The organism is Pseudomonas sp. LAM2023, assembly GCF_016620375.1.
Classification (GTDB): Bacteria; Pseudomonadota; Gammaproteobacteria; order Pseudomonadales; family Pseudomonadaceae; genus Aquipseudomonas; species Aquipseudomonas anuradhapurensis.
Window position 1 is genome coordinate 42,190 of the sequence record NZ_JAENHV010000026.1, and the last position, 23,475, is coordinate 65,664.

General features: G+C 65.1%; 19 protein-coding genes, 1 tRNA gene and 1 pseudogene. 9 read left to right on the forward strand and 12 right to left on the reverse strand.

The window, feature by feature from the left end; genetic code table 11:
• Positions 1-58 precede the first annotated feature (58 nt).
• A complete protein-coding gene (locus tag JKP78_RS15205) occupies positions 59-1,987 on the reverse strand; it encodes an ATP-binding cassette domain-containing protein (RefSeq protein WP_170029087.1) in 1,929 nt (642 codons plus the stop codon).
• A 221-nt stretch (positions 1,988-2,208) separates the two neighbouring features.
• Between JKP78_RS15205 and JKP78_RS15210 the strand changes: the two genes are divergently transcribed.
• Positions 2,209-4,134 carry a transglycosylase SLT domain-containing protein gene (locus JKP78_RS15210; protein WP_186690633.1) on the forward strand — a complete coding sequence of 642 codons (1,926 nt, stop codon included), beginning with the start codon at positions 2,209-2,211 and terminating at the stop codon, positions 4,132-4,134.
• Between the two features lie 66 nt (positions 4,135-4,200).
• Here JKP78_RS15210 and JKP78_RS15215 read toward each other — a convergent pair whose 3' ends face one another.
• Together JKP78_RS15215 and JKP78_RS15220 are read right to left on the reverse strand one after the other, a co-directional pair.
• Positions 4,201-5,004 (reverse strand): MOSC domain-containing protein, encoded by an 804-nt coding sequence (locus tag JKP78_RS15215; RefSeq protein WP_200626911.1) that lies wholly within the window; start codon positions 5,002-5,004, stop codon positions 4,201-4,203.
• Between the two features lie 56 nt (positions 5,005-5,060).
• Positions 5,061-5,996, reverse strand: coding sequence for a chemotaxis protein CheV (locus JKP78_RS15220; protein WP_170029084.1), 936 nt, complete (start codon positions 5,994-5,996; stop codon positions 5,061-5,063).
• A gap of 348 nt (positions 5,997-6,344) precedes the next feature.
• Between JKP78_RS15220 and JKP78_RS15225 the strand changes: the two genes are divergently transcribed.
• The 3 genes from JKP78_RS15225 (at position 6,345) to JKP78_RS15235 (ending at position 8,758) form a co-directional block, all read left to right on the forward strand.
• Positions 6,345-6,857: a histidine kinase gene (locus tag JKP78_RS15225; RefSeq protein WP_186690629.1), complete on the forward strand. Its 513-nt coding sequence runs from the start codon at positions 6,345-6,347 to the stop codon at positions 6,855-6,857.
• A 355-nt stretch (positions 6,858-7,212) separates the two neighbouring features.
• Positions 7,213-8,109, forward strand: coding sequence for a sensor histidine kinase (locus JKP78_RS15230; RefSeq protein ID WP_186690627.1), 897 nt, complete (start codon positions 7,213-7,215; stop codon positions 8,107-8,109).
• A complete protein-coding gene (locus JKP78_RS15235) occupies positions 8,099-8,758 on the forward strand; it encodes a response regulator (protein WP_170029081.1) in 660 nt (219 codons plus the stop codon). Before JKP78_RS15230 ends, JKP78_RS15235 begins: the two co-directional genes overlap by 11 nt.
• Here the strand turns inward: JKP78_RS15235 and yegS are convergent.
• Positions 8,742-9,629, reverse strand: coding sequence for a lipid kinase YegS (gene yegS / locus JKP78_RS15240; RefSeq protein WP_170029080.1), 888 nt, complete (start codon positions 9,627-9,629; stop codon positions 8,742-8,744). The genes JKP78_RS15235 and yegS overlap by 17 nt on opposite strands.
• A gap of 312 nt (positions 9,630-9,941) precedes the next feature.
• Between yegS and JKP78_RS15245 the strand changes: the two genes are divergently transcribed.
• On the forward strand, positions 9,942-11,189 hold the full coding sequence (locus JKP78_RS15245; RefSeq protein WP_186690626.1) for a glycosyltransferase family 4 protein: 1,248 nt from the start codon (positions 9,942-9,944) through the stop codon (positions 11,187-11,189).
• On the opposite strand, the gene JKP78_RS15250 is transcribed toward JKP78_RS15245, so the two are convergent.
• Positions 11,178-12,404: a molybdopterin molybdotransferase MoeA gene (locus JKP78_RS15250; RefSeq protein ID WP_200626912.1), complete on the reverse strand. Its 1,227-nt coding sequence runs from the start codon at positions 12,402-12,404 to the stop codon at positions 11,178-11,180. The two genes, JKP78_RS15245 and JKP78_RS15250, sit on opposite strands and share 12 nt — an antisense overlap.
• The gene (gene moaB, locus JKP78_RS15255; protein ID WP_170029077.1) at positions 12,388-12,927 is read right to left on the reverse strand and encodes a molybdenum cofactor biosynthesis protein B; all 540 of its coding nucleotides are present in this window, start codon (positions 12,925-12,927) and stop codon (positions 12,388-12,390) included. Before moaB ends, JKP78_RS15250 begins: the two co-directional genes overlap by 17 nt.
• Positions 12,928-13,115: 188 nt before the next feature.
• Here moaB and JKP78_RS15260 point away from each other — a divergent pair, with 188 nt between their 5' ends.
• Both JKP78_RS15260 and JKP78_RS15265 read left to right on the forward strand, forming a co-directional pair.
• On the forward strand, positions 13,116-13,337 hold the full coding sequence (locus JKP78_RS15260; RefSeq protein ID WP_025338312.1) for a YgdI/YgdR family lipoprotein: 222 nt from the start codon (positions 13,116-13,118) through the stop codon (positions 13,335-13,337).
• Positions 13,338-13,418: 81 nt separating this feature from the next.
• Positions 13,419-13,495: transfer RNA gene (locus JKP78_RS15265), tRNA-Pro, on the forward strand.
• Between the two features lie 95 nt (positions 13,496-13,590).
• Here the strand turns inward: JKP78_RS15265 and JKP78_RS25475 are convergent.
• From JKP78_RS25475 to JKP78_RS15275, 3 genes and pseudogenes are all read right to left on the reverse strand, one after another.
• A complete protein-coding gene (locus tag JKP78_RS25475) occupies positions 13,591-14,358 on the reverse strand; it encodes a methyl-accepting chemotaxis protein (RefSeq protein WP_442794005.1) in 768 nt (255 codons plus the stop codon).
• A 165-nt stretch (positions 14,359-14,523) separates the two neighbouring features.
• Positions 14,524-15,207 (reverse strand): annotated as a pseudogene (locus tag JKP78_RS25480) (methyl-accepting chemotaxis protein); the annotation flags it as partial.
• Between the two features lie 168 nt (positions 15,208-15,375).
• On the reverse strand, positions 15,376-17,139 hold the full coding sequence (locus JKP78_RS15275; RefSeq protein ID WP_186690624.1) for an ABC transporter transmembrane domain-containing protein: 1,764 nt from the start codon (positions 17,137-17,139) through the stop codon (positions 15,376-15,378).
• 212 nt (positions 17,140-17,351) lie between these two features.
• Here JKP78_RS15275 and JKP78_RS15280 point away from each other — a divergent pair, with 212 nt between their 5' ends.
• The gene (locus JKP78_RS15280) at positions 17,352-17,525 is read left to right on the forward strand and encodes a PA1571 family protein (RefSeq protein ID WP_170029074.1); all 174 of its coding nucleotides are present in this window, start codon (positions 17,352-17,354) and stop codon (positions 17,523-17,525) included.
• A 136-nt stretch (positions 17,526-17,661) separates the two neighbouring features.
• On the opposite strand, the gene pdxB is transcribed toward JKP78_RS15280, so the two are convergent.
• The 3 genes from pdxB to rlmM form a co-directional block, all read right to left on the reverse strand.
• Positions 17,662-18,804: a 4-phosphoerythronate dehydrogenase PdxB gene (gene pdxB / locus JKP78_RS15285; RefSeq protein ID WP_170029073.1), complete on the reverse strand. Its 1,143-nt coding sequence runs from the start codon at positions 18,802-18,804 to the stop codon at positions 17,662-17,664.
• Between the two features lie 60 nt (positions 18,805-18,864).
• Positions 18,865-19,107: a sulfurtransferase TusA gene (gene tusA / locus JKP78_RS15290; protein ID WP_170029072.1), complete on the reverse strand. Its 243-nt coding sequence runs from the start codon at positions 19,105-19,107 to the stop codon at positions 18,865-18,867.
• Positions 19,108-19,433: 326 nt separating this feature from the next.
• A complete protein-coding gene (gene rlmM / locus JKP78_RS15295; RefSeq protein ID WP_186690635.1) occupies positions 19,434-20,498 on the reverse strand; it encodes a 23S rRNA (cytidine(2498)-2'-O)-methyltransferase RlmM in 1,065 nt (354 codons plus the stop codon).
• A gap of 220 nt (positions 20,499-20,718) precedes the next feature.
• Here rlmM and acnA point away from each other — a divergent pair, with 220 nt between their 5' ends.
• Positions 20,719-23,460 (forward strand): aconitate hydratase AcnA, encoded by a 2,742-nt coding sequence (acnA, locus tag JKP78_RS15300; RefSeq protein ID WP_200626914.1) that lies wholly within the window; start codon positions 20,719-20,721, stop codon positions 23,458-23,460.
• The last annotated feature ends 15 nt before the right edge of the window (positions 23,461-23,475 follow it).

A 23,475-nucleotide genomic window follows, 5' to 3' on the forward strand; every position in this document is an offset into this window, starting at 1 on the left:
GTGGAGGACCTGTGGGAGCGGGCAAGCCCGCGAAGACGCCGGCCCAGGCTGACGCCGATCAGCCTTCCAGCTCGGCCCAGCGCTCGACCAGCACATCCAGCTCGGCCTGTAGCTTCTCGATCTTCGCCAGCACTGCCGAGGTTTCCGCAATCGGCCGCTGATAGAAGCCCGCCGCATTCACCTCTTCCTGAGCTTCGGCCATGCGCTGCTCCAGTTCGTCGATCTGCCCAGGCAGCATCTCCAGCTCGCGCTGCAGCTTGTAGCTGAGCTTCTTCTTCGAGGCATCGGCCGCCGCAACAACCGGCGCCGGTGCAGGCTTGGCCTCGACCTTTTCGACCACCGCGCTGTTGAGCTCGGACTTGCCGCCCTTGCTCTCGGTCACGCCCAGCAACTTCGGCGAACCACCCTGGCGGATCCAGTCTTCATAACCCCCCACGTACTCGCGCACCTTGCCCTCGCCCTCGAACACCAGGGTGCTGGTGACGACGTTATCGAGGAAGGCCCGGTCGTGGCTGACCATCAGCACGGTACCCTTGTAGTTGGACAGCACCTCTTCGAGCAGCTCGAGGGTTTCCACGTCCAGGTCGTTGGTCGGTTCGTCCAGCACCAGCAGGTTGGCCGGCTTGCTGAACAACTTGGCCAGCAACAGCCGTGCGCGTTCGCCACCGGACAGCGCCTTGACCGGCGTACGGGCACGCTGCGGGCTGAACAGGAAATCGCCCAGGTAGCTCAGCACGTGGCGGTTCTGGCCATCGATCTCGATGAAGTCGCGGCCTTCGGCCAGGTTGTCGATCACCGTCTTTTCCAGGTCGAGCTGGTGGCGCATCTGGTCGAAGTAGGCCACTTCCAGCTTGGTCCCGCGCTCGACCTTGCCCGAGGTCGGCTGCAGGTCGCCGAGCATCAGCTTGAGCAAGGTGGTCTTGCCGGTACCGTTGGCACCCAGCAGGCCGATGCGGTCCTCGCGCTGCAGGACCATGGAAAAATCCTTCACCAGCATCGGCCCGTCCGGGTGATGGAAGCTGACGTTCTCCAGCACCATCACCTGCTTGCCAGACTTTTCCGCCGCCTCGATCTGGATGTTGGCCTTGCCCTGGCGCTCGCGGCGTTCGCTGCGCTCCACACGCAAAGCCTTGAGTGCGCGCACCCGGCCTTCATTGCGCGTACGGCGGGCCTTGATGCCCTGGCGGATCCATACCTCTTCCTGGGCCAGGCGCTTGTCGAACAGCGCGTTGGCGGTTTCCTCGGCGGCCAGCGCGGCCTCCTTGTGCACCAGGAAGCTGGCATAGTCACCGTTCCAGTCGATCAGGCCGCCACGGTCCAGCTCGAGGATGCGGGTGGCCAGGTTCTGCAGGAAGGACCGGTCGTGGGTAATGAACAGCACCGCGCCGTTGAAGCCGCGCAGGGCCTCTTCGAGCCAAGCGATGGCACCGATGTCCAGGTGGTTGGTCGGCTCATCGAGCAGCAGCAGGTCCGGCTCCGACACCAGTGCCTGGGCCAGGAGCACACGGCGGCGCCAGCCACCGGACAGCTCGGCCAGGGTCTTGTCGGCCGGCAACTGCAGGCGGCTGAGGGTGCTTTCCACCACCTGCTGCAGGCGCCAGCCGTCACGGGCTTCCAGCTCGTGTTGCACGTGCATGAGTTTTTCCAGGTCTTCATCGCCCTGGATATTCAGGCTCAGGTGATGGAACTGCGCCAGCAACTCGCCGACGCCATCCAGGCCGGCGGCCACCACGTCGAACACCGTGCGCTCGTCGGCCACCGGCAGCTCCTGTGGCAGCTCACCGATCTTCAGCCCCGGGGCACGCCAGATCTCGCCGTCGTCACCCTTCTGCTCGCCCTTGACCAGGCGCAGCATGCTCGACTTGCCGGTGCCGTTGCGGCCGATGATGCACACCCGCTCGCCACGAGCGATCTGCCAGGACACGTGGTCCAGCAGCGGCATGGCGCCGAATGCAAGGGACACATCGCTGAATTTGAGCAGGGTCATGTTGGTCTCCATAAATCGGGCGCGCATTCTACCTGACTTGGCCCCGGACGGCATCTGCCTGGCCGGCAGACGCGGGTTGGGCGACAACTGGTCGAACTTAATATCCCGATACAAGCACAGTGCTTTCACCCGCCGCCGGCAAACGGCTAAGCTAAGGCTATAGCTTCCAACAGTGCTGGCTCCGCCGTCACTTCCCCATGGTTCAACTGCCCGGACGTATCATGCGCAGCCGCCTGTTACACATTGCATCCTGCCTGCTGCTCACCGCCGCCACCGGCGCGGCGCAGGCCGCCGACCTTACCCTGCAACGCCAATACTATGACGAGGCCAAGCGCGCGCTGGCCAAGGGCGACAAGGGCCCGTACCTGCGCTATGCCCAGGCCCTCAGCGACTACCCGCTGACGCCCTACCTGGCCTATGACGAACTCACCGCGCGCCTGAAAAGCGCCAGCAACCAGGAAATCGAAGACTTCCTCGCCAAGCATGGCGACCTGCCCCAGGCCAACTGGATGAAGCTGCGCTGGCTGCGCTGGCTGGCCGAACGCGGCGACTGGGATACCTTCGTCAAGTACTACGACCCCAAGCTCAACTTCACCGAACTGGACTGCCTCAACGGCCAGTACCAGCTCAGCCATGGCCTGCGTGCCGAGGGCTACGCCACCGCCGACAAGCTATGGAACGTCGGCAAGTCGCAGCCGGCCACCTGCGACACGCTGTTCGCCATGTGGGCAGCCGAAGGCCAGCTGACCGAGGCCAAGCGCTGGCAACGCACCAAGCTGGCGGCCCAGGCGCGCAACTACAGCCTGGCCAACAATCTGGTCCAGACCCTGACCACCCTCGGCCCGCAAGGGCGCCTGCTGGTCGACGTGGCGCAAAAGCCCGAACTGCTCAATCAGCCGTCGCGCTTCACCCCGGCCAACGAAGCCATGTCCGACGTGGTCAGCCTCGGCCTGCGTCGCCTGGCCCGGCAGGACCCGGAACGGGCCATGGCGCTGCTCGACGACTACGCCCAGCGCATGCATTTTTCCCGCGACGAGAAGGTGGCGATCGCCCGTGAGATCGGCCTTACCCTGGCCCGTCGCTACGACCCGCGCGCACTCGACCTGATGACCCGCTACGACCCGGAGCTGCGCGATAACACCGTCAGCGAGTGGCGCCTGCGCCTGCTGCTGCGCCTGGGCCGCTGGGAGGACGCCTACGAGCTGACCAAGCGCTTGCCGCAGGACCTGGCCAGCAGCAGCCGCTGGAAGTACTGGCAAGCCCGCAGCCTGGAGCTGGCGCAGCCGAACAACCCGCAAGTGCCGTTGCTGTACAAGAACGTGGCGCGCGAGCGTGACTTCTACGGCTTCCTCGCCGCCGACCGGGCACAGACCCCCTACCAGCTGAACAACAAGCCGCTGGTACTCAGCCCGCAGCTGGTCAACAAGGTGCGCAACACTCCGGGCATCCGCCGCGCGCTGGAGTTCCATGCCCGCGGCCAGATCGTCGAAGGCCGCCGCGAGTGGTACCACGTCAGCCGCCACTTCAACCGTGACGAAATGGTCGCCCAGGCGCGCCTGGGCTACGACCTGCGCTGGTACTTCCCGGCCATTCGTACCATCAGCCAGGCACAGTACTGGGACGACCTGGACATCCGCTTCCCGATGGCCCACCGCGACACCCTGGTGCGTGAAGCCAAGGTCCGCGGCCTGCACTCGAGCTGGGTATTCGCCATTACCCGCCAGGAGAGTGCCTTCATGGAGGATGCACGCTCCCCGGTGGGCGCCAGCGGCCTGATGCAGCTGATGCCCTCCACCGCCAAGGAAACCGCGCGCAAGTTCAGCATTCCCCTGGCATCGCCGGCACAGGTGCTCAACCCGGACAAGAACATCCAGCTCGGCGCCGCCTATCTGAGCCAGGTGCACAGCCAGTTCAACGGCAACCGGGTACTCGCGTCGGCGGCCTACAACGCCGGGCCAGGGCGGGTGCGGCAGTGGCTCAAAGGTGCCAAGCACCTGAGCTTCGATGTGTGGGTGGAATCCATCCCGTTCGACGAGACCCGCCAGTACGTGCAGAACGTGCTGTCGTATTCGGTGATCTACGGGCAGAAGCTCAACTCGCCGCAGCCGTTGGTGGATTGGCATGAGCGGTACTTTGACGACATGTGAGGGTTGCTGAAACTGCACCGGTCTCTTGGTGGATAACCCCGCCAAGAGGCCGGTGCAGGCAACCGGTCATTGCAGGATTTCGACTTCCATCCCTACTTCAAGCTGCCCACCACCATCCACCGCCAGATTCTGCCCGAACAACACATCCCCTTCCTTTTCGCGGAAGGTCCTGAGCGTGGCCATCGGCTCGCGGTCGGCACTGCGCTCGCCAGTCGCCGGGTCGATGGTGGTGAAGATGCAGCGCACACTGGGCTTGAGCACGCGGAACTCCAGGCTGCCGATGCGAATCCGCTTCCAGCCATCCTCGGCAAAGGGCGCCGCGCCTTGCACCACCAGGTTGGGGCGAAAGCGCAGCATTTCCATCGGCCGGCCGATCCGCCGGTTGAGTTCGTCCAGCGAGCCCTGGCCGATCAGCAACAACGGAAAACCGTCCGGAAACGCCGCCCGGTCACTGTTCAAGCCATAGCCATTGGGCAGGTAGCGCGCGCGCTGTTCGGGGCAATGCACCAGGCGTACGGGCTTGCCCAGCAGCTCGCTGAGCCAGGCCGCCGCCGCATCACCGGCATCCGGCACGCGCAAGGTATCGCGCCAGATGGTCACGCCCCGCAGTGCGTCATCGGCCGCCGGCACCGACACCCGCAACGCAGCCTGCCCCGGCGCCTGCAGCAGCAACTGGCCGCGGTCGTCTTCGCTGGCGCGGAGCTGGCCAAGCCGCGGCCAGGCACGTTGGGTGAGGAAGCGTCCGTTCTCCTCCTCCACCACCATCCAGCGCCGATCACCCTGCAACCCCAACAACCCCACCGCTGAAGCCTGCAGGCGTTGCGCCTGCCCCGACTTCACCGGGTACCGATACAGCTCACTGAGAAACATCCCTGCCGCCTCGCGTCATGCAAAAACGCCAAGCTTATACCCGGCAGGGGCCTGGATCACGCAGTAGCGGCATCCAGCAACAGGCGTTGCTTGACCACATCGACAAGGCGATCAGGCTGGAACTTGGACAGGAAGTTGTCGCAGCCGACTTTTTTCACCATCGACTCGTTGAAGCTGCCCGACAGCGAGGTATGCAGCACCACGTAAAGCTGGCGCAAACGGGCATCGCCACGAATCTCGGTGGTCAGCCGGTAGCCGTCCATTTCCGGCATCTCGGCGTCGGTAAACACCATCAGCAACTTCTTGCAGACATCCTCGCCGGCATCGGCCCAGCCCTTGAGCAGGCGCAACGCCTTCAGCCCGTCACTGGCCACGTGCAGCTTCACCCCCAGCTGGGACAGGGTGTCGCGCAACTGCGCCAGGGCCACGCTGGAGTCGTCCACCAGCAGCACTTCGCGGCCACGCGCCCGCGCCAGCACCGGGTCAGCGAGCTTGTCGCCGGAAACCCGGGCGTTGTACGGCACGATCTCGGCCAGCACCTTCTCCACGTCGATCACTTCGACCAGCTTGTCATCCACCTTGGTGATGGCGGTCAGGTAATGCTGGCGCCCGGCGCTGGTCGGCGGCGGCATGATCGCCTCCCAGTTCATGTTGACGATGCGGTCGACACCGCCCACCAGGAAGGCCTGCACCGAACGGTTGTACTCAGTCACGATGATGGTGCTGTCAGGCCCCGGCTGCAGCGGGCGCATGCCGATCGCCTGGGACAGGTCGATCACTGGCAGGGTCTGGCCACGCAAGTTGACCACCCCGCAGACGAAGGCGTGGCGCTGGGGCATCAGGGTCAGCTTGGGCAGCTGGAGCACTTCCTGGACCTTGAACACGTTGATCGCGAACAGCTGGCGACCAGCCAGGCGAAACATCAGGATTTCCAGGCGGTTCTCACCCACCAGTTGCGTACGTTGGTCTACCGTGTCGAGAATGCCAGCCATTGGAAAACCCCCAGGCTTGAGTCGAAAAAATTGAGATCATCCACCTTGTATCGGCGGCTTCACGCCCAGCTTGACCCTTGCCGGAACATGCGCCGAAACAATTGATATCACTTTAACATCATGCTTTACTGCGGGCACCGCCGAGCAAATCGGCAGCCCGGCAAAAAGTTCCCTACCTGAGGCTCGGATAAGGGAAACCCTTAGCGACAATCGGGTGCAACCTGATGTTCGCGCTATCCTTTAGCCATTAATGTGACGCCATTCTCATTGCATGAATGGAGTCAGGCTTTTGCTAGCTATCGTATCGGCGTGCCCGTCCTCTGCGCCTGCCTTACGCGCGGGGGCATCATGAAGGACAGTGCCTTATCGTTCGATGACGCGCTGCAGCGGTTTCTGCTGGACGCTCAGGTACAGCTGACCCAGGCGCAGGAGTGCCTGCAGCATCTGGAACTGATCGACAACGACCCGGATGCCTGCCGCTGCCTGGACAACGCGCTCGATAGCCTCGCCCGCCAGGCCATGCACCTGGGCCTGCGCGAAGTCGCCCATTACACCACTGCCCTGCAACAGTTGCTCGCCCCGGCCTGCCACGACGGCTGCCTGCAGCGCGAAGCATTGCCGGCCGTGGAGGCATGCCTGACCCTGCTCGCCTGGCAGCTGGAGCTGGTCGACCCCCTGACAGGCCGGCTTAACCTGGACATCGGCGAGCAGCTGGTGCTGCTGGGTGAACTGGCCAAGGTCGTGCAGCAGCCCTTGGCCCGAACCTGCACGTCCTGTGACGAACAAGGCAGCGTGTGCATCCACCCGCATGACAAAGCGGCAGACAGCACACAACCCGACCGCTCGCCGTCCTCGTATTGACCCGGCACAACGTGCAACTGGCCTCGTTGATTCAAGCCCCACCATGGTCGAGCCTGGAAGGTGCCCGAAGTTGCCGGAGCAAGGTCGGATCATTACCGCACAAGTTACCCATTACGCGCCTCAACGGGTGGCACTTTGCTGGCCGGCAGGGCGCAACCGGCCGGCGTTTCAAAGCGCTACCCAGCCGCGACCGCGGCAGTACGAAGTGGTAATATGCGCACCCACAAACGCTTGCAACCTACTGAAAGGTTGGAAGCTCATGTGCTCGAAAACCTATCGAAAGAACTGCGCCCAAGCTTCTGACCAGCATTGTGCAAGGCCCTTCATCAGCAATACTTCAGTGGCTTCCCTACCTATGCTCCCACGCTTGAAGACTTCTTTGCGCTGCCGCTCCCGCGCCGCCCTGCTGCGCTGGGCAACGGTCGGGCTGTGCGTGGCCTCGCTGGTCGCCAATCTGGTGCTGTACCTGGGCAACCAGGCGATCCCGACCAGCCTGCTGCTGCTACAGCTGGCCGCCACCCTGGGCACTGCCGTGCAACTGGGCCTGAGCGCAAGGTCGATCAGCCTGCGCCCGGCGGAACTGGCCGAGCGCATGCTCAAGGTCCAGGAAGACGAACGCCAGCACCTGGGCCGTGAACTGCACGACGACATCGGCCAGTTGCTCACCGCCGCCAAGCTGCAGTTGCAATGGCTGCAAAAACGCATGCCTGAGGAGCTGCAGGGCCACTGCGAGGCGCTGCGCAGTACGCTGGATGACACCTTGGGCAACGTGCGCAACGTGTCCGCCCTGCTCAACCCGCGGCAGCTGGCCAGCCTTGGCCTGGAAGCCAGCCTGCGTGCGCACCTGGTGCGCACCCTGGCCAACAGCGACGTGCACTGGAGCCTGGCTTGCAACCAGCGCCTGGGCGGCATTGACGAGGCGGTGACCATGGCAGTGTTTCGTATTACCCAGGAAGCCGTGACCAACATGCTGCGCCATGCCCAGGCACGCAACCTGGTCATCGGCCTGCAACGCACCCCCGTAGGGCTGGCGCTGTCGATCCGTGATGACGGCCATGGCTTTGTGCCGGCGAGAAACCCGGCCGAGGCAGGCCAACGCGGCCTGGCCGGCATGCTGGAGCGGGTCACCGCGCTGCAGGGCAGCCTCGCCATCACCAGCCAGCCCGGCCAGGGCACGCACATCGAGGCGGTGTTCCCATGGCCACCGCGTACTCAGCAACGCGCCAGGAATACCGACACCCATGACCTGTAGACTGCTGTTGGTAGACGACCATTCGCTGATCCGCGCCGGGGTGCGTGCCCTGGTCTGCGACATCCCCGGTTATGACGTTATCGGCGAAGCCGACGATGGCAGCCAATTGCTGGAACGGGTGCGCATGCTGGCGCCGGATATCGTCTTGCTGGACATCTCCATGCGCTCGACCAGCGGCCTGGATGCGCTTACCCAACTACGCGCCAGCGGCAACAACTGCAAGGTACTGATCCTGTCGATGCACACCGACCCGGACCTGATCATGCGTGCCCTGGAAAGCGGCGCCCACGGCTACCTGCTCAAGGACACCAGCGCCACCGAGCTGGAGCAGGCCCTGGCCGCGGTGCGCAACGGCGAACGCTACCTCAGCCCGGCCATCGCCCACACGGTCATCAACCAGGCGCTGCAGCACACCAGGCAGGGCAAGCAAGCCACGGGCGAGCGCCACAGCCTCACCGCGCGGCAACTGGAGATCCTGCGCCTGATCGTGCGTGGCAAATCGACCCGGGAGATCGCCAGCGGCCTGGGCCTGTCGATCAAGACGGTGGAAACCCACCGTTCGCAAATCATGAAACGCCTGCAGATCCATGACGTGGCTGGCCTGGTGCTGTTCGCCGTGCGCGAGAAAATCATCAGCCTGGACGACTGAGCAACGGCGACCCGGCTGGCAGGTGCAGGCGCAGTGCTGCGGCCCTGGCCTGGAAGCGCAGCTTGTCGGCCTGCAACGGCTCGCCATCGAGGTTGATGTCCAGCCCCTGCGAGCACTTGATCTCGACCCAGGGCAACCTGGCCCGAACGAACAGGCCGTCTCCGGCCAACAGGTCACGCAAGGTCCCGACCACTTCCTGCGGAGCCGGCAGGATGGCGATGTCGAGCAAGCCGTCGTTGACCACCGCCTCGGGGCACAGCACCTGCCCGCCCCCGGCCTGGCGGCCATTGCCGATACCCAGCGCCAGCAAGTCCCCTTGCCAGTGAAAACCTGGCCCCTGCAACGCCACCGAAGCGGCCTGCAGTTCGCTGAAGCGCGATAGCCCGGTGAACAGGTAGGCGGCAGCGCCCAGGACTTTCTTCAGGTCTTCGGAGGTGTTGGCCGTGACCTGGCTGCCAAAACCGCCTGTGGCCATGTTGAGGAACAACTGCTCGCCGGCCTGCCCCAGGTCTATCGGCTGCGCAGGAACGTTGAGCAAGGCCAGCGCCGTGGCGGTCTCCAGGGGGATGCCGGCGGCCTTGGCAAAGTCGTTGGCCGTGCCCAGCGGCAGCAACGCCAGGCTGGCCTCGGTACCCGCCAGCCCCATGGCCTCGGCGACATCGCGCAGCGTGCCGTCCCCACCCCCTGCAACGATATGGCTGTAGCCGGCGGCCAGCGCTTCGGTAACCAGGCGCTGGGCGTCACCGGCCTCCCAGGTAACCCGCACATCCAGCACCCAGCCGCTGTCGCGCAGGCCGCGCACGGCGCTGCGCACCTCTTCGTTCATCGCCTGCTTGCCGTGCAGGATCAGCATTGCCTTGCGCCCTTGCATGTGCGCCCCTCCATGAATGGATCAACCCAGATCTCGACCCTCGGCAGCCCAGGATCGTTGCATGCCGCTGTGCAATTGATCGGCTCAACCGGTGTTTTTTCACAGCATCGCACAGGCCCGGCTATGCTTGGCTGATGCATCGACAAGTTTTTGACCCGAGCAGGGAGTCTTTCCAGGCCAGTCAGCCTATTGACGCCTGTTTGCCCGGGCCTGCCTCAACCCTGGCCAAGGACGCGCCCCACCGGCAGTGGTGTGCACGCCTGCCGACGCGCGTGCCTTGTCAACCGTGACCTTCAGCGAGGACTCCGGGTCATGCGCATTCTCTGGACGCTGCCTTACCTGCCCTGGCCGACCACCAGCGGCAGCAAGACCCGGCAATACCATCTACTGCGCGCACTGGCCCAGCGCGGCCACCGGATCACCCTGCTGGTGCAATCGAAAATTCCTCTCGACGAGGCGGCCCGCGAGGTCCTGGAGCCGTTGCTCGAACGCCTGATCGTACTGCCCCGCCGGCCCTTGCACAGCCCGCTCAACCTGCTGGCCTCGCCCATCCTCGACTACCCCATGCGGGCGATCATCAATGGCCTGGCGCCCCGCCTGCGGCACCGCTTCGAGCAATTGCTGGACGAGCCGTGGGACGTGATCCAGATCGAGCACAGCTACAGTTTCCAGCCCTTCGAAAAGGCCCTGCAGACCCGCAGGCTGCCGTATATGCTCAGCGAACACACCCTGGAGTCGCTGACAGGCGGTGCCAACCACGACCGCCTGCCGCTGTGGCTGCGCCCGTTCAATGCCTTCGACCGGTGGCGCTACCGGCGCTGGGAACAGCGGGTACTGCGCCAGCCCACCGAACTGGTGGCGGTCAGCAGCCACGACGCCGAGTTGATCGCGCAGGCCAGCGGGCGCCCGGTGAACGTGGTGGTCAATGGCGTGGACTGCGATTTCTACCAGTTCGTGGAACCGGCGCTGCACAGCCAGCGCCTGCTGTTCGTTGGCAACTTCGAGTGCGGCGCCAACCTGGAGGCAATCGAATGGGCGCTGGAAGACATCCTGCCACAAGTGTGGATGAGCAATCCGGCGGTGCGCCTGGCCATCGCCGGGCATGCCATGCCGGCCAGCTGGAAGCTGCACTGGAACGACCCGCGCATCGAATGGCTGGGCTATTGCCCGGACCTGCGTGAGCTGCAGCGGCGCTCGGCACTGTTCTTTGCGCCGCTGCGTTATGCCGGTGGCTCCAAGGTAAAGATACTCGAAGCGATGGCCGCCGGCTTGCCGGTCATCACCACTGGCAAAGGCGTTTCCGGCCTGGCGGCGAACAACGGCGAGCATTACCTGGGCAGTGACGACGGCGACCAGCTGGCCTTGTTGATCACACAGCTGCTCAACCAGCCCTGGCGCATGAGCCAGCTGGGCGCTGCCGGGCGCCAGTTCGCCCGCCAGCGCCATGATTGGCGGGTGGCTGCCCAGCAATTGGAGAATGTACACATGCGCCTGGCCCAGGCGGCAGCGGCCGAGGCCGCGCCGCTGCCCAGCGCCTGGCTGGGCCGGTCAGCCAAGTAGCTCGCTGAATGGGATGAACGGCACGCAGTCACCCTGCTTCGGCGTGCTGCCTTCGCGCACCTCCACCAACCCTTCGGCCCAGGCCGCACTGCGCAGCACGCCAGAGCTCTGGTTCTTGTAGATGCGCACCTGGCCCTGCTCGATGCGGGCACGCAGGTATTCGCGACGGGTGCCGGGCTTGGGCCAGTCGAAGCCTGCCGGCATGTCGAAACGTAGCGGCGTGACGTCGGCCACGCCCTGGCGCCGCAACAGATACGGCCGGGCCAGCAGGCCAAACGTGACCAGGGTCGACGCCGGGTTGCCAGGCAGGCCGATCACCGGCACACCCTGGTAGTGGCCGAAGGTCAACGGTTTGCCCGGCTTGATTGCCAGCTTCCACAAGGCCAGCTCGCCCGCTTCGCGCAGGGCGGCACCGAGGTAGTCGGCTTCGCCCACCGAAACGCCGCCCGTGGACAGGATCAGGTCGACAGCGACCAGCTCGGCCAGCCAGGCGCGGGTTCGCGCCAGGTCATCCGGCAGGATACCCGCATCGACCACCTCGCAGCCCAGCCGCTGCAACCAGCTGACCAGCAGCTGGCGGTTGCTGTTGTAGATCTGCCCCGGCCCCAGCGGCAGGCCGGGCTCGACCAGTTCGTCGCCCGTGGACAGCACTGCCACCCGCACCTTGCGCACCACCTGCAGGCGGTCGTAACCGAGGCTTGCGGCCAGGCCCAGCTCGATCGGCCCCAGCCGGGTGCCGGCATTCATCACCTGCTCGCCCTTGCGGGTTTCCTGGCCTTGGGGACGAATGTTCTGCCCGGCTTTCAACGGTTCGAGGAAGCGGACCCGGCCCTGTTCCACGTCGGCGGTGTTTTCCTGCATCTCGACGCAGTCGGCGCCGTCAGGGAGCGGCGCGCCGGTGAAGATCCGTGCACAGGTGCCGGGTTGCAGCGGTTGCGGCGCATGGCCAGCGAAGATCCGCTGGCTGACCGGCAGCGGCTCGCCCTGCCAGTCGGCCAGGCGCAGGGCATAACCGTCCATGGCGCTGTTCGGCCAAGGCGGCAGGTCGAGCGGGGCCAGCAGAGCGCTGGCCAGCACACGGCCCTCGGCCTCCGCCAGCGGCAGGCTCTCGGAGTCGCCGATCGGGGCGGCCTCGGCCAATGCCAGCAGTTGCGCCAGGGCCTGTTCCACCGGCATCAGCGGCCGGGCCTGGTGGACCTCAGCCACGGCTGTCACAGGCCGCAGCCTGCTTCAGGTGCGCGACGAAGTTGCACGGGCGATGGCGGGCATCCAGCTGCTCCGCGAGGATACCGTCCCAGCCGGTGCGCACCGCATTGGTCGACCCCGGCAGGCAGCACACCAGGGTGCCGTTGGCCAGCCCGGCGAGGGCGCGCGACTGCACGGTGGAGGTGCCGATATCGGCCACGGAAATCTGCCGGAACAGCTCGCCAAAGCCTTCCACCTGCTTGTCCAGCAGGCACGCCACGGCCTCTGGCGTGCTGTCACGCCCGGTGAAGCCGGTGCCGCCGGTAATCAGCACCACTTGCACGTTGTCATCGGCAATCCAGGTGGCAACCTGCGCACGGATCTTGTACAGGTCGTCTTTCAGCAGCACACGCTCGGCCAGGCGGTGGCCGGCTGCATTCAGGCGGTCAACGAACAGCTGGCCGGAGGTATCGGTGTCGAAGGTACGGGTGTCGCTGACCGTGAGCACGGCGATGTTCAGCGGCACGAAGGGGGTATCTGCCTTGGCTTTCATGGACGTCCGTCACAACAAGATGGGATGGCCGCAGTTATAACACAGCGCGCGCCCATCACAGCGTGACACCCGTGGCTGTTGCGCTTGGTCAATGCCTTGGCTGAGCGGCTATGCTGCACTGTAGAAGGAACTTGCGCGGACGCGCTGCGTCTTAATGTCATCTAGCACCATCGCACTGGAGAAACACGATGATTCAACGGACCCTACCCGCCTTCCTGCTCGCCCTGGGCCTGGGCGCCCTGGCAGGCTGCGCATCGCCAACCGTCATTACCCTGAACGACGGTCGCGAAATCCAGGCCACCGACACCCCAAAATTCGATGAAGACTCCGGCTTCTACGAATTCGAGCAACTGGATGGCAAGCGCACGCGCCTGAACAAGGACCAGATTCGCACCGTGAAAGAGCTCTGATTGCAGCATGCTTTTTTGCAAACGCCCTTTTAACAACAAGGGGTTGCGTGCAAAAACAGGATGCAGTAGGATTTCCTTCATCGGAGTGTAGCGCAGCCAGGTAGCGCGTCTCGTTCGGGACGAGAAGGCCGCAGGTTCGAATCCTGTCTCTCCGACCAAATCCTGATCAAAAAGCCCGCCATTGTGCGGGCTTTTTGTTGCATCCGAGAAAGGGTCCCCGCTTCTGCAGGGACCGCATGAACGCTGGAACGCCTCAAGCAGTGAGGCGTGAGGTGACCTCACCCAGTTGCCCCGACAAGCCATGCAGGCGCTGCCCGGCTTGTTCGGTATGCTGCACCGCCTCCTGGTTGGCCGTGGCGATGCGGGTGATCTCGATCAGGTTGCGCGAGATGTCTTCGGCCACGCTGGTCTGCTCCTCGGCCGCCGTGGCGATCTGCCGGTTCATGTCGCGGATAGCCTCTACTGCCAGGGTGATGCGCTGCAGCATCTGCCCGGCCTGCTGCACCTGCGCGGCGCCCTCCTCGCTGCGCTGCTGGCCGCTTTCGATGGCCTTGACCGCTTCCACTGCCCCGGACTGCACCGCTTCGATGATCTGCTGAATCTCGGCAATCGACGCCGCCGTGCGCTGGGCGAGGCTGCGCACTTCATCGGCGACCACGGCAAAGCCACGACCGGCCTCGCCAGCGCGAGCCGCCTCGATGGCCGCGTTGAGCGCCAGCAGGTTGGTCTGTTCGGCTATGCCACGGATCACTTCGAGGACTTTGCCAATGCGCGTGCTGTCATGCTCCAGGTCGCGAATCACCGCCGCCGTGCCGGCAATCTCGCGGTTGACCACGCCGATGATGTCGATGGTCTGCTGCATCACCTGCTCGCCTGCCTGGGCACTGTGGTCGGCATCGTCCGCGGCGCGGGCCGCCTCAGCGGCGTGGCGTGCGACTTCCTGGGCGGTGGCAGACATCTCGTGCATGGCCGTGGCCACCTGGTCAGTGCGCTGGAACTGGTCGTGGGTGCCACGGGCCATGTCGCCAGCGATGTTGCGCAGCTGGCCGCTGGCACCCTCCAGCTCCTGGGCGTTGTCCTGCAGGCGGCCGACGGTATCGGCGAGGAAATCGCGCAAGGTGTTGGCCGCCCGCGCCAGGCGCCCCAGTTCATCCTCGCGGCGGCTGTCTACCCGCGCCGCAAAGCGGCCCTGGCTGAGCTGTGCGACATAGTCGATCAACTGGCGGATCGGCTCGATCAGGCTGCGGTTGACCAGCCACAGGCTGAACAGCCCCACCAGTACCGCCGAGGCGAGCATCACCAACAGGCCCAGCCATACCGTGCGTTCGGCGCCGGCGCTGAGGCTGGCGGCGCGCTGGCGGGCATCGCCCCGCAGTTGCTCGACCAGCTCGCTCATCTGCTCGCTGGCGGCACGGTCCACGCCCTTGACCGCCTGGTCGCCGGCAACCGGGTCGCCCCCCGCCGCCAGGAACGCCTGGCGGCCCTGCGCATAGGCCTGGCCAAGCTGCCGGTGGCTGTCGCGCAGTTGCTGCAGCGGTGCCTTGAGACGCGCGTCGCTGCTCTCGATCAATTGCCCGAGCAGTTGCTGCACCTGCTGCTCGCGGGCCTGGAACTGCTGCCAGTACTTGTCCATGTCAGCGGGTTGGCGCCCGCGCAACAGCACGTTCTTCCATTCCTGCACCTGGATCTTGAACTGCAGGTTGGCTTCGTCGATCAATTGCGAGGCCCGCAGCGGCCCGTCCACCAGCTCGGCATAGCCACGCACGCTGGACGAGAGGACCTGGAAGCACACCAGGGCGATCAGCAGCATGGCCAACAGGCTGCCACCGAGCAGCGAGAGAATTTGCACTCTGAGTGATTTACGCAACATCTTGGATCTCGGAAACCAGGGGGAAGGCTGGGGCCGACGACGCAGCCCCGGTTACTGGCAGGCCAAAAAAAGGCTGCCATCAAGCAATGGCAGCCAGGTCAAGCGCGCAACAGTTGAGACAGATACTCTCAGGCAAATACTACAGAAATGTTACAAAGCCAGGACAAGCTAGCCGGTGGTGAACTGCAAGGCTGCCAAGCGCGCATAAAGCGGGCTGGTTTCGATCAACTGGCGATGCGTGCCTATCGCCACCAGCCGGCCCTTGTCGATGACGGCGATACGGTCGGCATGCTGTACCGTGGCCAGGCGATGAGCAATCACCACGGTGGTGCGCCCGGCCATCAGGCTGGGCAGTGCCTGCTGGATCAAGTGTTCACTCTGCGCGTCGAGGGCGCTGGTGGCTTCGTCCAGCAACAGGATCGGCGCATCGACCAGCAACGCCCGGGCGATGGCCAGGCGTTGCCGCTGGCCGCCAGACAGGCCGATGCCCCCCTCGCCCAGCGGGGTCTGGTAACCCTGGGGCAGTTGCCGGATGAACGCGTCGGCATGAGCACCACGGGCCGCCGCCTCGACCTCGGCCAAGGTGGCCTCGGGCCGCCCATAGCGGATATTGGCCTCGACCGTGCCGCGGAACAGCGCGGGGGATTGCGCCACCAGGGCGAACTGCCGGCGCAATTGCTCGGGGTCCAGTTCGGTAATCGCCTCGCCGTCGAGCAGGATGCGCCCTTGCTGCGGGTCGTAGAAGCGCAGCAACAGATCGAACAAGGTCGACTTGCCCGCCCCCGAAGGGCCCACCAGCGCTACGGTCTGCCCCGGCTCGATGGTCAGGCTGAGGCCATCGACAGCCGCGACCGAGGGCCGTGACGGATAGGCGAACAGCAGTTCCTGCAGCTCGATACGCCCACTGGCCCGTTGCTGTGGCAGCACCCGCGCCACACTGGGCGCCAGGATCGCCGTGCGTGCCGCCAGCAGTTCGGCAATGCGCTCGGCTGCGCCGGCCGCACGCTGCAGCTCGCCGATCACTTCACTGAGGGTGCCGAAGGCACTGCCGACCAGCAGGCTGTAGAACACGAAGGCGGCCAGTTCGCCCGCCGAGATTCGCCCGGCGATCACATCCATGCCGCCGACCCACAACATCACTCCCACCGCGCCGAGCACCAGCACGATCACCAGGGTGATCAGCCAGGCACGCTGGGCAATGCGTTGCCGCGCCACGGCGAACGCCGCCTCGACTGCGCCTGCGAACAACTTGCGGTCATGTGCCTGGTGGTTGTAGGCCTGCACGGTCTTGATCTGGCCGAGGGTCTCGGCTACGTAACTGCCCACGTCGGCTACACGGTCCTGGCTCTGCCGCGACAGGCGGCGTACCCGGCGGCCGAACAGCAGGATCGGCGCCAGCACCAGCGGCAGGGCCACGACCACGATGCTGGTGAGCTTGGGGTTGGTGATGAACAGCAACACCACACCGCCGATGACCATCAGCGCGTTGCGCAGGAACATCGACAGCGACGAACCGATTACCGACTGCAGCAAGGTGGTGTCGGCGGTCAGCCGCGACTGGATCTCGGAGCTGCGGTTGTCTTCGAAAAAGCCGGGGTGCAGGCCGATCAGGTGGTCGAACACAGCCCGTCGGATATCGGCCACGCAGCGCTCGCCGATCCATGACACCAGGTAGAAGCGGCTGAAGGTACCCACCGCCAGGGCCAGCACCAGCAGCAGGAACAGGCCGATGGTCTGGTTGAGCTGGTGTGTGGAGCGGGTCATGAAGCCTTGGTCGACCAGCAGGCGGATGCCCTGCCCCATGGACAAGGTAATGGCAGCCGTGACCACCAGGGCCAGCAACGCCAGCAGCATCTGTCGACGGTATGGACGGAGGAACTGCCAACCCAGGCGCAAGGCGCGGCGTTGACGCGGGGAAACCGATTCAGGCATGGCGGCGACCACAAGAGCGGGGAAACCGCAGCCTACCACTCATCGGCGCCCAGGGAACCCTTGCAGGTCGCTATAGCCTATCGGTCTAACCAGACGCTGGAGCTTTGTCGCCGTTTCTGCTGGAGTATTTCTGCCGGGACGCGGCGGTAGGTTTCACAGGCCAGTCACGGCGCAGGGTTACCCTGAGCTTGAACCTGATAAGGAGGCACTACATGAGTTTGCAGCATGGCAGCGACAACCAGAAGCCCCGCCCCATCCCGCCCACGCAGGTGTGCGGCTCGATCATCGACGCCCAGGGGCGCGAGGTACCGATTACCGAGCAGATGATCCAGCAGGCCTGCAAGGCCTTGGAACAAAGCCGGGTCGAGCGCGTACGCAAAGGTTGATCGGCGAATCCCTTGTAACCCGGCGCTTGCGCCGGGTTTTTATTTGCCTGAATCCTGCACTGGCCTCTTCGCGGGTGAACCCGCTCCCACAGGGACCGCACAGCTGCCCAGCGCAGTGGCAGCGGTCAACAGGCTGTCAAACCAGCACCCCACCCAAGGCACTCACCAGTTGCGCCAACTGCGGCGACTCACCGCGCAAGCGCACCGCCAGGCCTTCGATCTCGCGCCGTGGCGGGTACTGTTTGCGCAACTGATCGAATGCCGCGCGCTGCTGCTGCGGGTCGTCGCTGAGGCTGCGGCGGAAATCGGCATCGTCACGGCGCGGGTCGTATACGGCGCGGCACAGGGTGGCCAAGGCCCAGGCGGGGTCGGCATCGGCGTCCAGCTCGATCTGTGCCAGCGGCGGGCGTGGCAGCAGGTCGGCCAGTTGCACCTGTGCCTCCACGCCGAGGAAGCGGCACAGCGCCTGGTAGATCTGCGCCGTGCCACGCTGGCGACCGTCGAGGCTATAGCCAGCAATGTGCGGTGAGGCCAGGGTGCACAGGTCGGCCAGTTGTAGGTCGACTTGTGGCTCGCCCTCCCACACGTCCAGCACCGCATGCACGTCTTCACGGTCGAGCAGCAGCTCGCGCAGGGCGCTGTTGTCCACCACCGGGCCGCGGCTGGCATTGATCAACCAGGCGCCGGGGCGCAGTTGTGCCAGCTGTGCCTGGCCCAGCAAGTGCCAGGTCGGGTGCTCGCCGCCGCGCTGCAAGGGCGTATGCAGGCTGATCACATCGCATTGTTGCAGGAGGGTATCGAGGCTGACGTAGTCGCCGCCTTCGGCGGCCTGGCGCAACGGGTCACACACCAGCACCTTCCAGCCCAGGCCGTGCAGTACCCGCACCAAGCGCCCGCCTACCTCACCAGCACCCACCACGCCATACACCCGCTCGGGCAATGCGACGCCATCCAGTTCGGCCAGGGTCAGCAGGCTCCCCAGCACGTAATCCACCACGCCACGGGCATTGCAGCCCGGCGCGCTGCTCCAGCGAATGCCAGCCTCGGCAAAGTAGTCGAGGTCGAGGTGGTCGGTGCCGATGGTGCAGGTGCCGACAAAGCGCACGCGGCTGCCTTCGAGCAACTGGCGATCGACCTTGGTCACCGAGCGCACCAGCAGGATGTCGGCGTCCTTGACGCTGGCGGCATCGAGGCTTCGGCCCGGATAACGGCGGATTTCGCCGAAGCCCTGGAAGAAGGCATCGAGCAGCGGGATGTTCTCGTCGGCAACTATCAGCATGGCGCTCTCCTGTCTGGGGAACGCAGTGTAGGCGCAACGCGGGGCGTGTTCCAGAGCGCTTCAGTCGGCTTTCTTGCGAATCCAGTACAGGAAGGTGCCGGCGTCTTCCTGCTGCTGCAGCAGTTCGTGGCCGAGGAAGTTGCAGAACTTGGGGATATCGCGACGGGTCGAGGGGTCGGTGGCGATGACCTTGAGCAGGCCGCCAGCGGCGAGGTCACGTACGTGCTGGTGCAGCATCATCACCGGTTCCGGGCAGTTCAGGCCGGTGGCGTCGAGGATGGCGTCGGGGGTGAATTCGGTCATGGGGGGCTCCGCAAATGATGCGCTATTGTCGCGCATAGCGCGACGCGGTCCAAGCACCACACGCCCCACTCGCTCTTCTTGCTCTTGATCCTGATCTTGATCTTGATCTTGATCTTGATCTTGATCTTCGCGACTTCAGGAGGCCGAACGCAGGCCTTGCGGAGGGAGGTGACAGGCATGGATGCCCGTCAAGCGCTGAGGCCCCATGGATGGGGCCTGCAGCGCGTCCTCCCGGGAGCAAGGCCGGAGTGAGGCCTCCTGAAGTCGCAATCGGCGGCGCCTGCACTACCGCGCGCTTAAAAGCAACGGCAATTACCGGGCCGTGCTCAACGCGGTTTCAAGTCCATTCGACGCAGGTGGCAAGTCACTTCCTCTCGGTCATGGTACAGCTGCTTGCAGGCAATCGACACCTTGATCTTGCGTGCCTTGAATGTCGCCTCCATGCGCTCGAGCAGCCGCCGCACCTCGGCATAGCGCTGCTTCATCGGCAATTTCAGGTTGACCACCGCTTCGCGGCACAAGCCCTCGCCCAGCCAGGTCTCGATCAGCGCGGTAGTGCGCGCCGGCTTCTCGACAATGTCGCATACCATCCAGTCTACCGGCTGCTTCGGCTGCCAGGTAAAACCATCGGCCATCAGGTGCTGAACCAACCCGGTATCCATCAGGCTTTCAGCCATCGGCCCGTTGTCGATGGCCGTCACCAGCATGCCCCGACGCACCAGCTGGTAGGTCCAGCCGCCCGGCGAGGCCCCCAGGTCGACACCGGTCATGTCGTCACCCAGGCGCTGCGCCCATTGCTCGCGCGGGATGAACTGGTGCCAGGCCTCTTCCAGCTTGAGCGTCGAGCGGCTGGGAGCTTCGCGAGGAAATTTCAGGCGCGGGATGCCCATGGGCCACAGCGCGCTGTTGTTGGCCGGGGCAACGCCGACGAACACTCGCCGGCCACTGATGAACGTAAGCAGCAGGCGCGGACGGCTGGCATCGTCGACCAGGCGACCGGCCTTCTCCAGCGCCTTGCGCAGCGGTACCTCGAACTTGCGGCAGAACGTGGACAGTTCCTTGCCTTCGTTGCTGTCCAGCACCTCCAGCCACAGGCTGCCGAACACCGGTAACCCCGCCAGGTGCGCCAGCAGCACACTGATGCGGTCGTTCTCCGGCAACTCGACATAACCGCCACGGGCCCATTGCCGCGGGAAAATCAGCTGATTGAAGCGCATTTCCCCCATCAAGCGCTCGGCACCGCCCTCCTCGCTGCAGACAAACTCGGCACTGGCACTGTGCGGCTTGCCTTTGGCATAGCCGGCAATGCCCAGGCGGGCGGCATGTTCGCTGATTTCGGCGCACACCTCGCCCTCGAAACCGGGCCGGCAATGCATGAACAGGGTATTCATCTCTCACTCCACTACGGCGGGCGCCACAGGCGCCGGCAGGGCGGCGATGATAAAGGAAGATCGGAACCTGCGACATGCCCCGCCGGTCCAGAAAAGGGTCAGGTGGCGCAAAGCGGTCTAACCTGACTTTTCAGCCAGGTCCGTAGCGTGCGGACCGATACAGAGCGGTGCCCCCGGCAACCCTGAGTCGTACCGGGCACCGGCGCAGAAGGAGTTGGCAATGCCCTCGCTCGATAGCCTGAACACACTCAAGCCCCTCAAGGTCGGCGACCAGACCTACCACTACTACAGCCTCACCGAAGCCGCCCGACAGCTGGGCGACCTGCAGCGCCTGCCCATGTCGCTGAAGGTGCTGCTGGAAAACCTGCTGCGCTGGGAGGACGGCAAGACCGTTACCGGTGACGACCTGCGTGCCCTCGCCCAATGGCTGGGCGAGCGGCGCTCCGACCGTGAGATCCAGTACCGCCCGGCACGGGTACTGATGCAGGACTTCACCGGCGTACCGGCCGTGGTCGACCTGGCCGCCATGCGCGCCGCCATGGCCAAGGCCGGTGGCGACCCGCAGCGGATCAACCCGCTGTCGCCGGTGGACCTGGTGATCGACCATTCGGTGATGGTCGACCGCTATGGCACACCACAAGCCTTCAGCGAGAACGTCGACATCGAAATGCAGCGCAACGGCGAACGCTACGCGTTCCTGCGCTGGGGCCAGAGCGCCTTCGACAACTTCCGCGTGGTACCCCCAGGTACCGGGATCTGCCACCAGGTCAACCTGGAATACCTGGGCCGCACCGTCTGGACCCGTGAGGCCGATGGCCGCACCTACGCCTTCCCTGACACCCTGGTCGGTACCGATTCGCACACCACCATGATCAATGGCCTGGGCGTGCTCGGCTGGGGCGTGGGCGGCATCGAAGCGGAGGCGGCCATGCTCGGCCAGCCGGTGTCGATGCTAATTCCGGAAGTGATCGGCTTCAAGCTGACCGGCAAGCTGCGCGAAGGCATCACCGCCACCGACCTGGTGCTGACGGTGACGCAGATGCTGCGCAAGAAAGGCGTAGTGGGCAAGTTCGTCGAGTTCTATGGCGATGGCCTGGCCGAGCTGCCCCTGGCCGACCGCGCAACCATCGCCAACATGGCCCCGGAATACGGCGCCACCTGCGGTTTCTTCCCGGTCGACCAGGTGACCCTGGACTACCTGCGCCTGTCCGGCCGCCCCGAGGCGACCGTGCAACTGGTCGAGCAGTACTGCAAAACCCAGGGTTTGTGGCGAATGCCAGGGCAGGAACCGCTGTTCAGTGACAGCCTGGCGCTGGACATGCACGAGGTCGAGGCCAGCCTGGCCGGGCCCAAGCGGCCGCAGGACCGCGTGGCCCTGGGCCAGGTGCGCCAGGCCTTCGACCACTTCATCGAACTGCAACCCAAACCCCTGGCCAAGGAAGTCGGCCGCCTGGAAAGCGAAGGTGGCGGCGGCGTGGCGGTGGGCAACGCCGACCAGGCAGGAGAAATCGACTACAGCCATCAAGGCCAGACCCATACCCTGCGCGATGGCGCGGTGGTAATCGCTGCGATCACCTCATGCACCAACACCTCCAACCCCAGTGTGATGATGGCCGCCGGGCTGGTGGCGAAAAAGGCCCTGGAAAAGGGCCTGCAACGCAAACCCTGGGTCAAGAGCTCACTGGCACCGGGCTCCAAGGTCGTCACCGACTACTTCAAAGCCGCCGGGCTCAGCACTTACCTCGACCAGTTGGGCTTCGACCTGGTCGGCTATGGCTGCACCACCTGCATCGGCAACTCCGGTCCGCTGGATGACGCGATCGAAAAGGCCATCGGCAGCGCCGACCTCACCGTAGCCTCGGTGTTGTCGGGCAACCGCAACTTCGAAGGCCGCGTGCACCCGCTGGTGAAGACCAACTGGCTGGCATCGCCACCGCTGGTCGTGGCCTACGCCTTGGCCGGCACGGTGCGCCTGGACCTGACCTGCGACCCGCTGGGTATCGGCAACGACGGCCAACCGGTGTACCTGCGCGACATCTGGCCCAGCCAGCAGGAAATTGCCGCTGCCGTGGCCAAGGTCGACACGGCGATGTTCCACAAGGAATACGCCGAAGTGTTCGCCGGCGATGCGCAGTGGCAGGCGATCGAGGTACCGCAGGCGGCCACCTACGTGTGGCAGGCCGACTCGACCTACATCCAGCACCCGCCATTCTTCGATGACATCGGCGGGCCACCCCCGCAGGTCACCGACATCCGCGGCGCGCGGATACTGGCGTTGCTCGGCGACTCGGTGACCACCGACCACATTTCCCCGGCAGGCAACATCAAGGCCGACAGCCCGGCCGGGCGCTACCTGCGTGCCCAAGGCGTGGAGCCACGTGACTTCAACTCCTATGGCTCGCGGCGTGGCAACCACGAAGTAATGATGCGCGGGACCTTCGCCAACATCCGTATCCGCAACGAAATGCTCGCGGGCGAGGAAGGCGGCAACACCTTGCATGTGCCCAGCGACGAGAAACTGTCGATCTACGACGCCGCCATGCGCTACCAGCAGGCAGGCACCCCGCTGGTGGTGATCGCCGGGCAGGAGTACGGCACCGGCTCGAGCCGCGACTGGGCGGCCAAAGGCACCAACCTGCTGGGAGTCAAGGCGGTGCTGGCAGAAAGCTTCGAACGCATTCACCGCTCAAACCTGGTGGGCATGGGCGTGCTGCCGCTGCAGTTCAAGGCCGGGCACAACCGCAAGCAACTGGGGCTGACCGGCAAGGAACAGATCGACGTCCTGGGCCTGACCGGTGCGGAGCTCCACCCAGGCATGAGCCTGCCCTTGCGCATCACCCGCGAAGACGGGCAACAGGAACAGATCGAGGTGCTGTGCCGGATCGATACCTTGAACGAGGTGGAGTATTTCAAGGCCGGGGGAATCCTGCATTACGTGTTGCGTCAATTGATCGCGGGCTGAACCGGGTATGCTTGG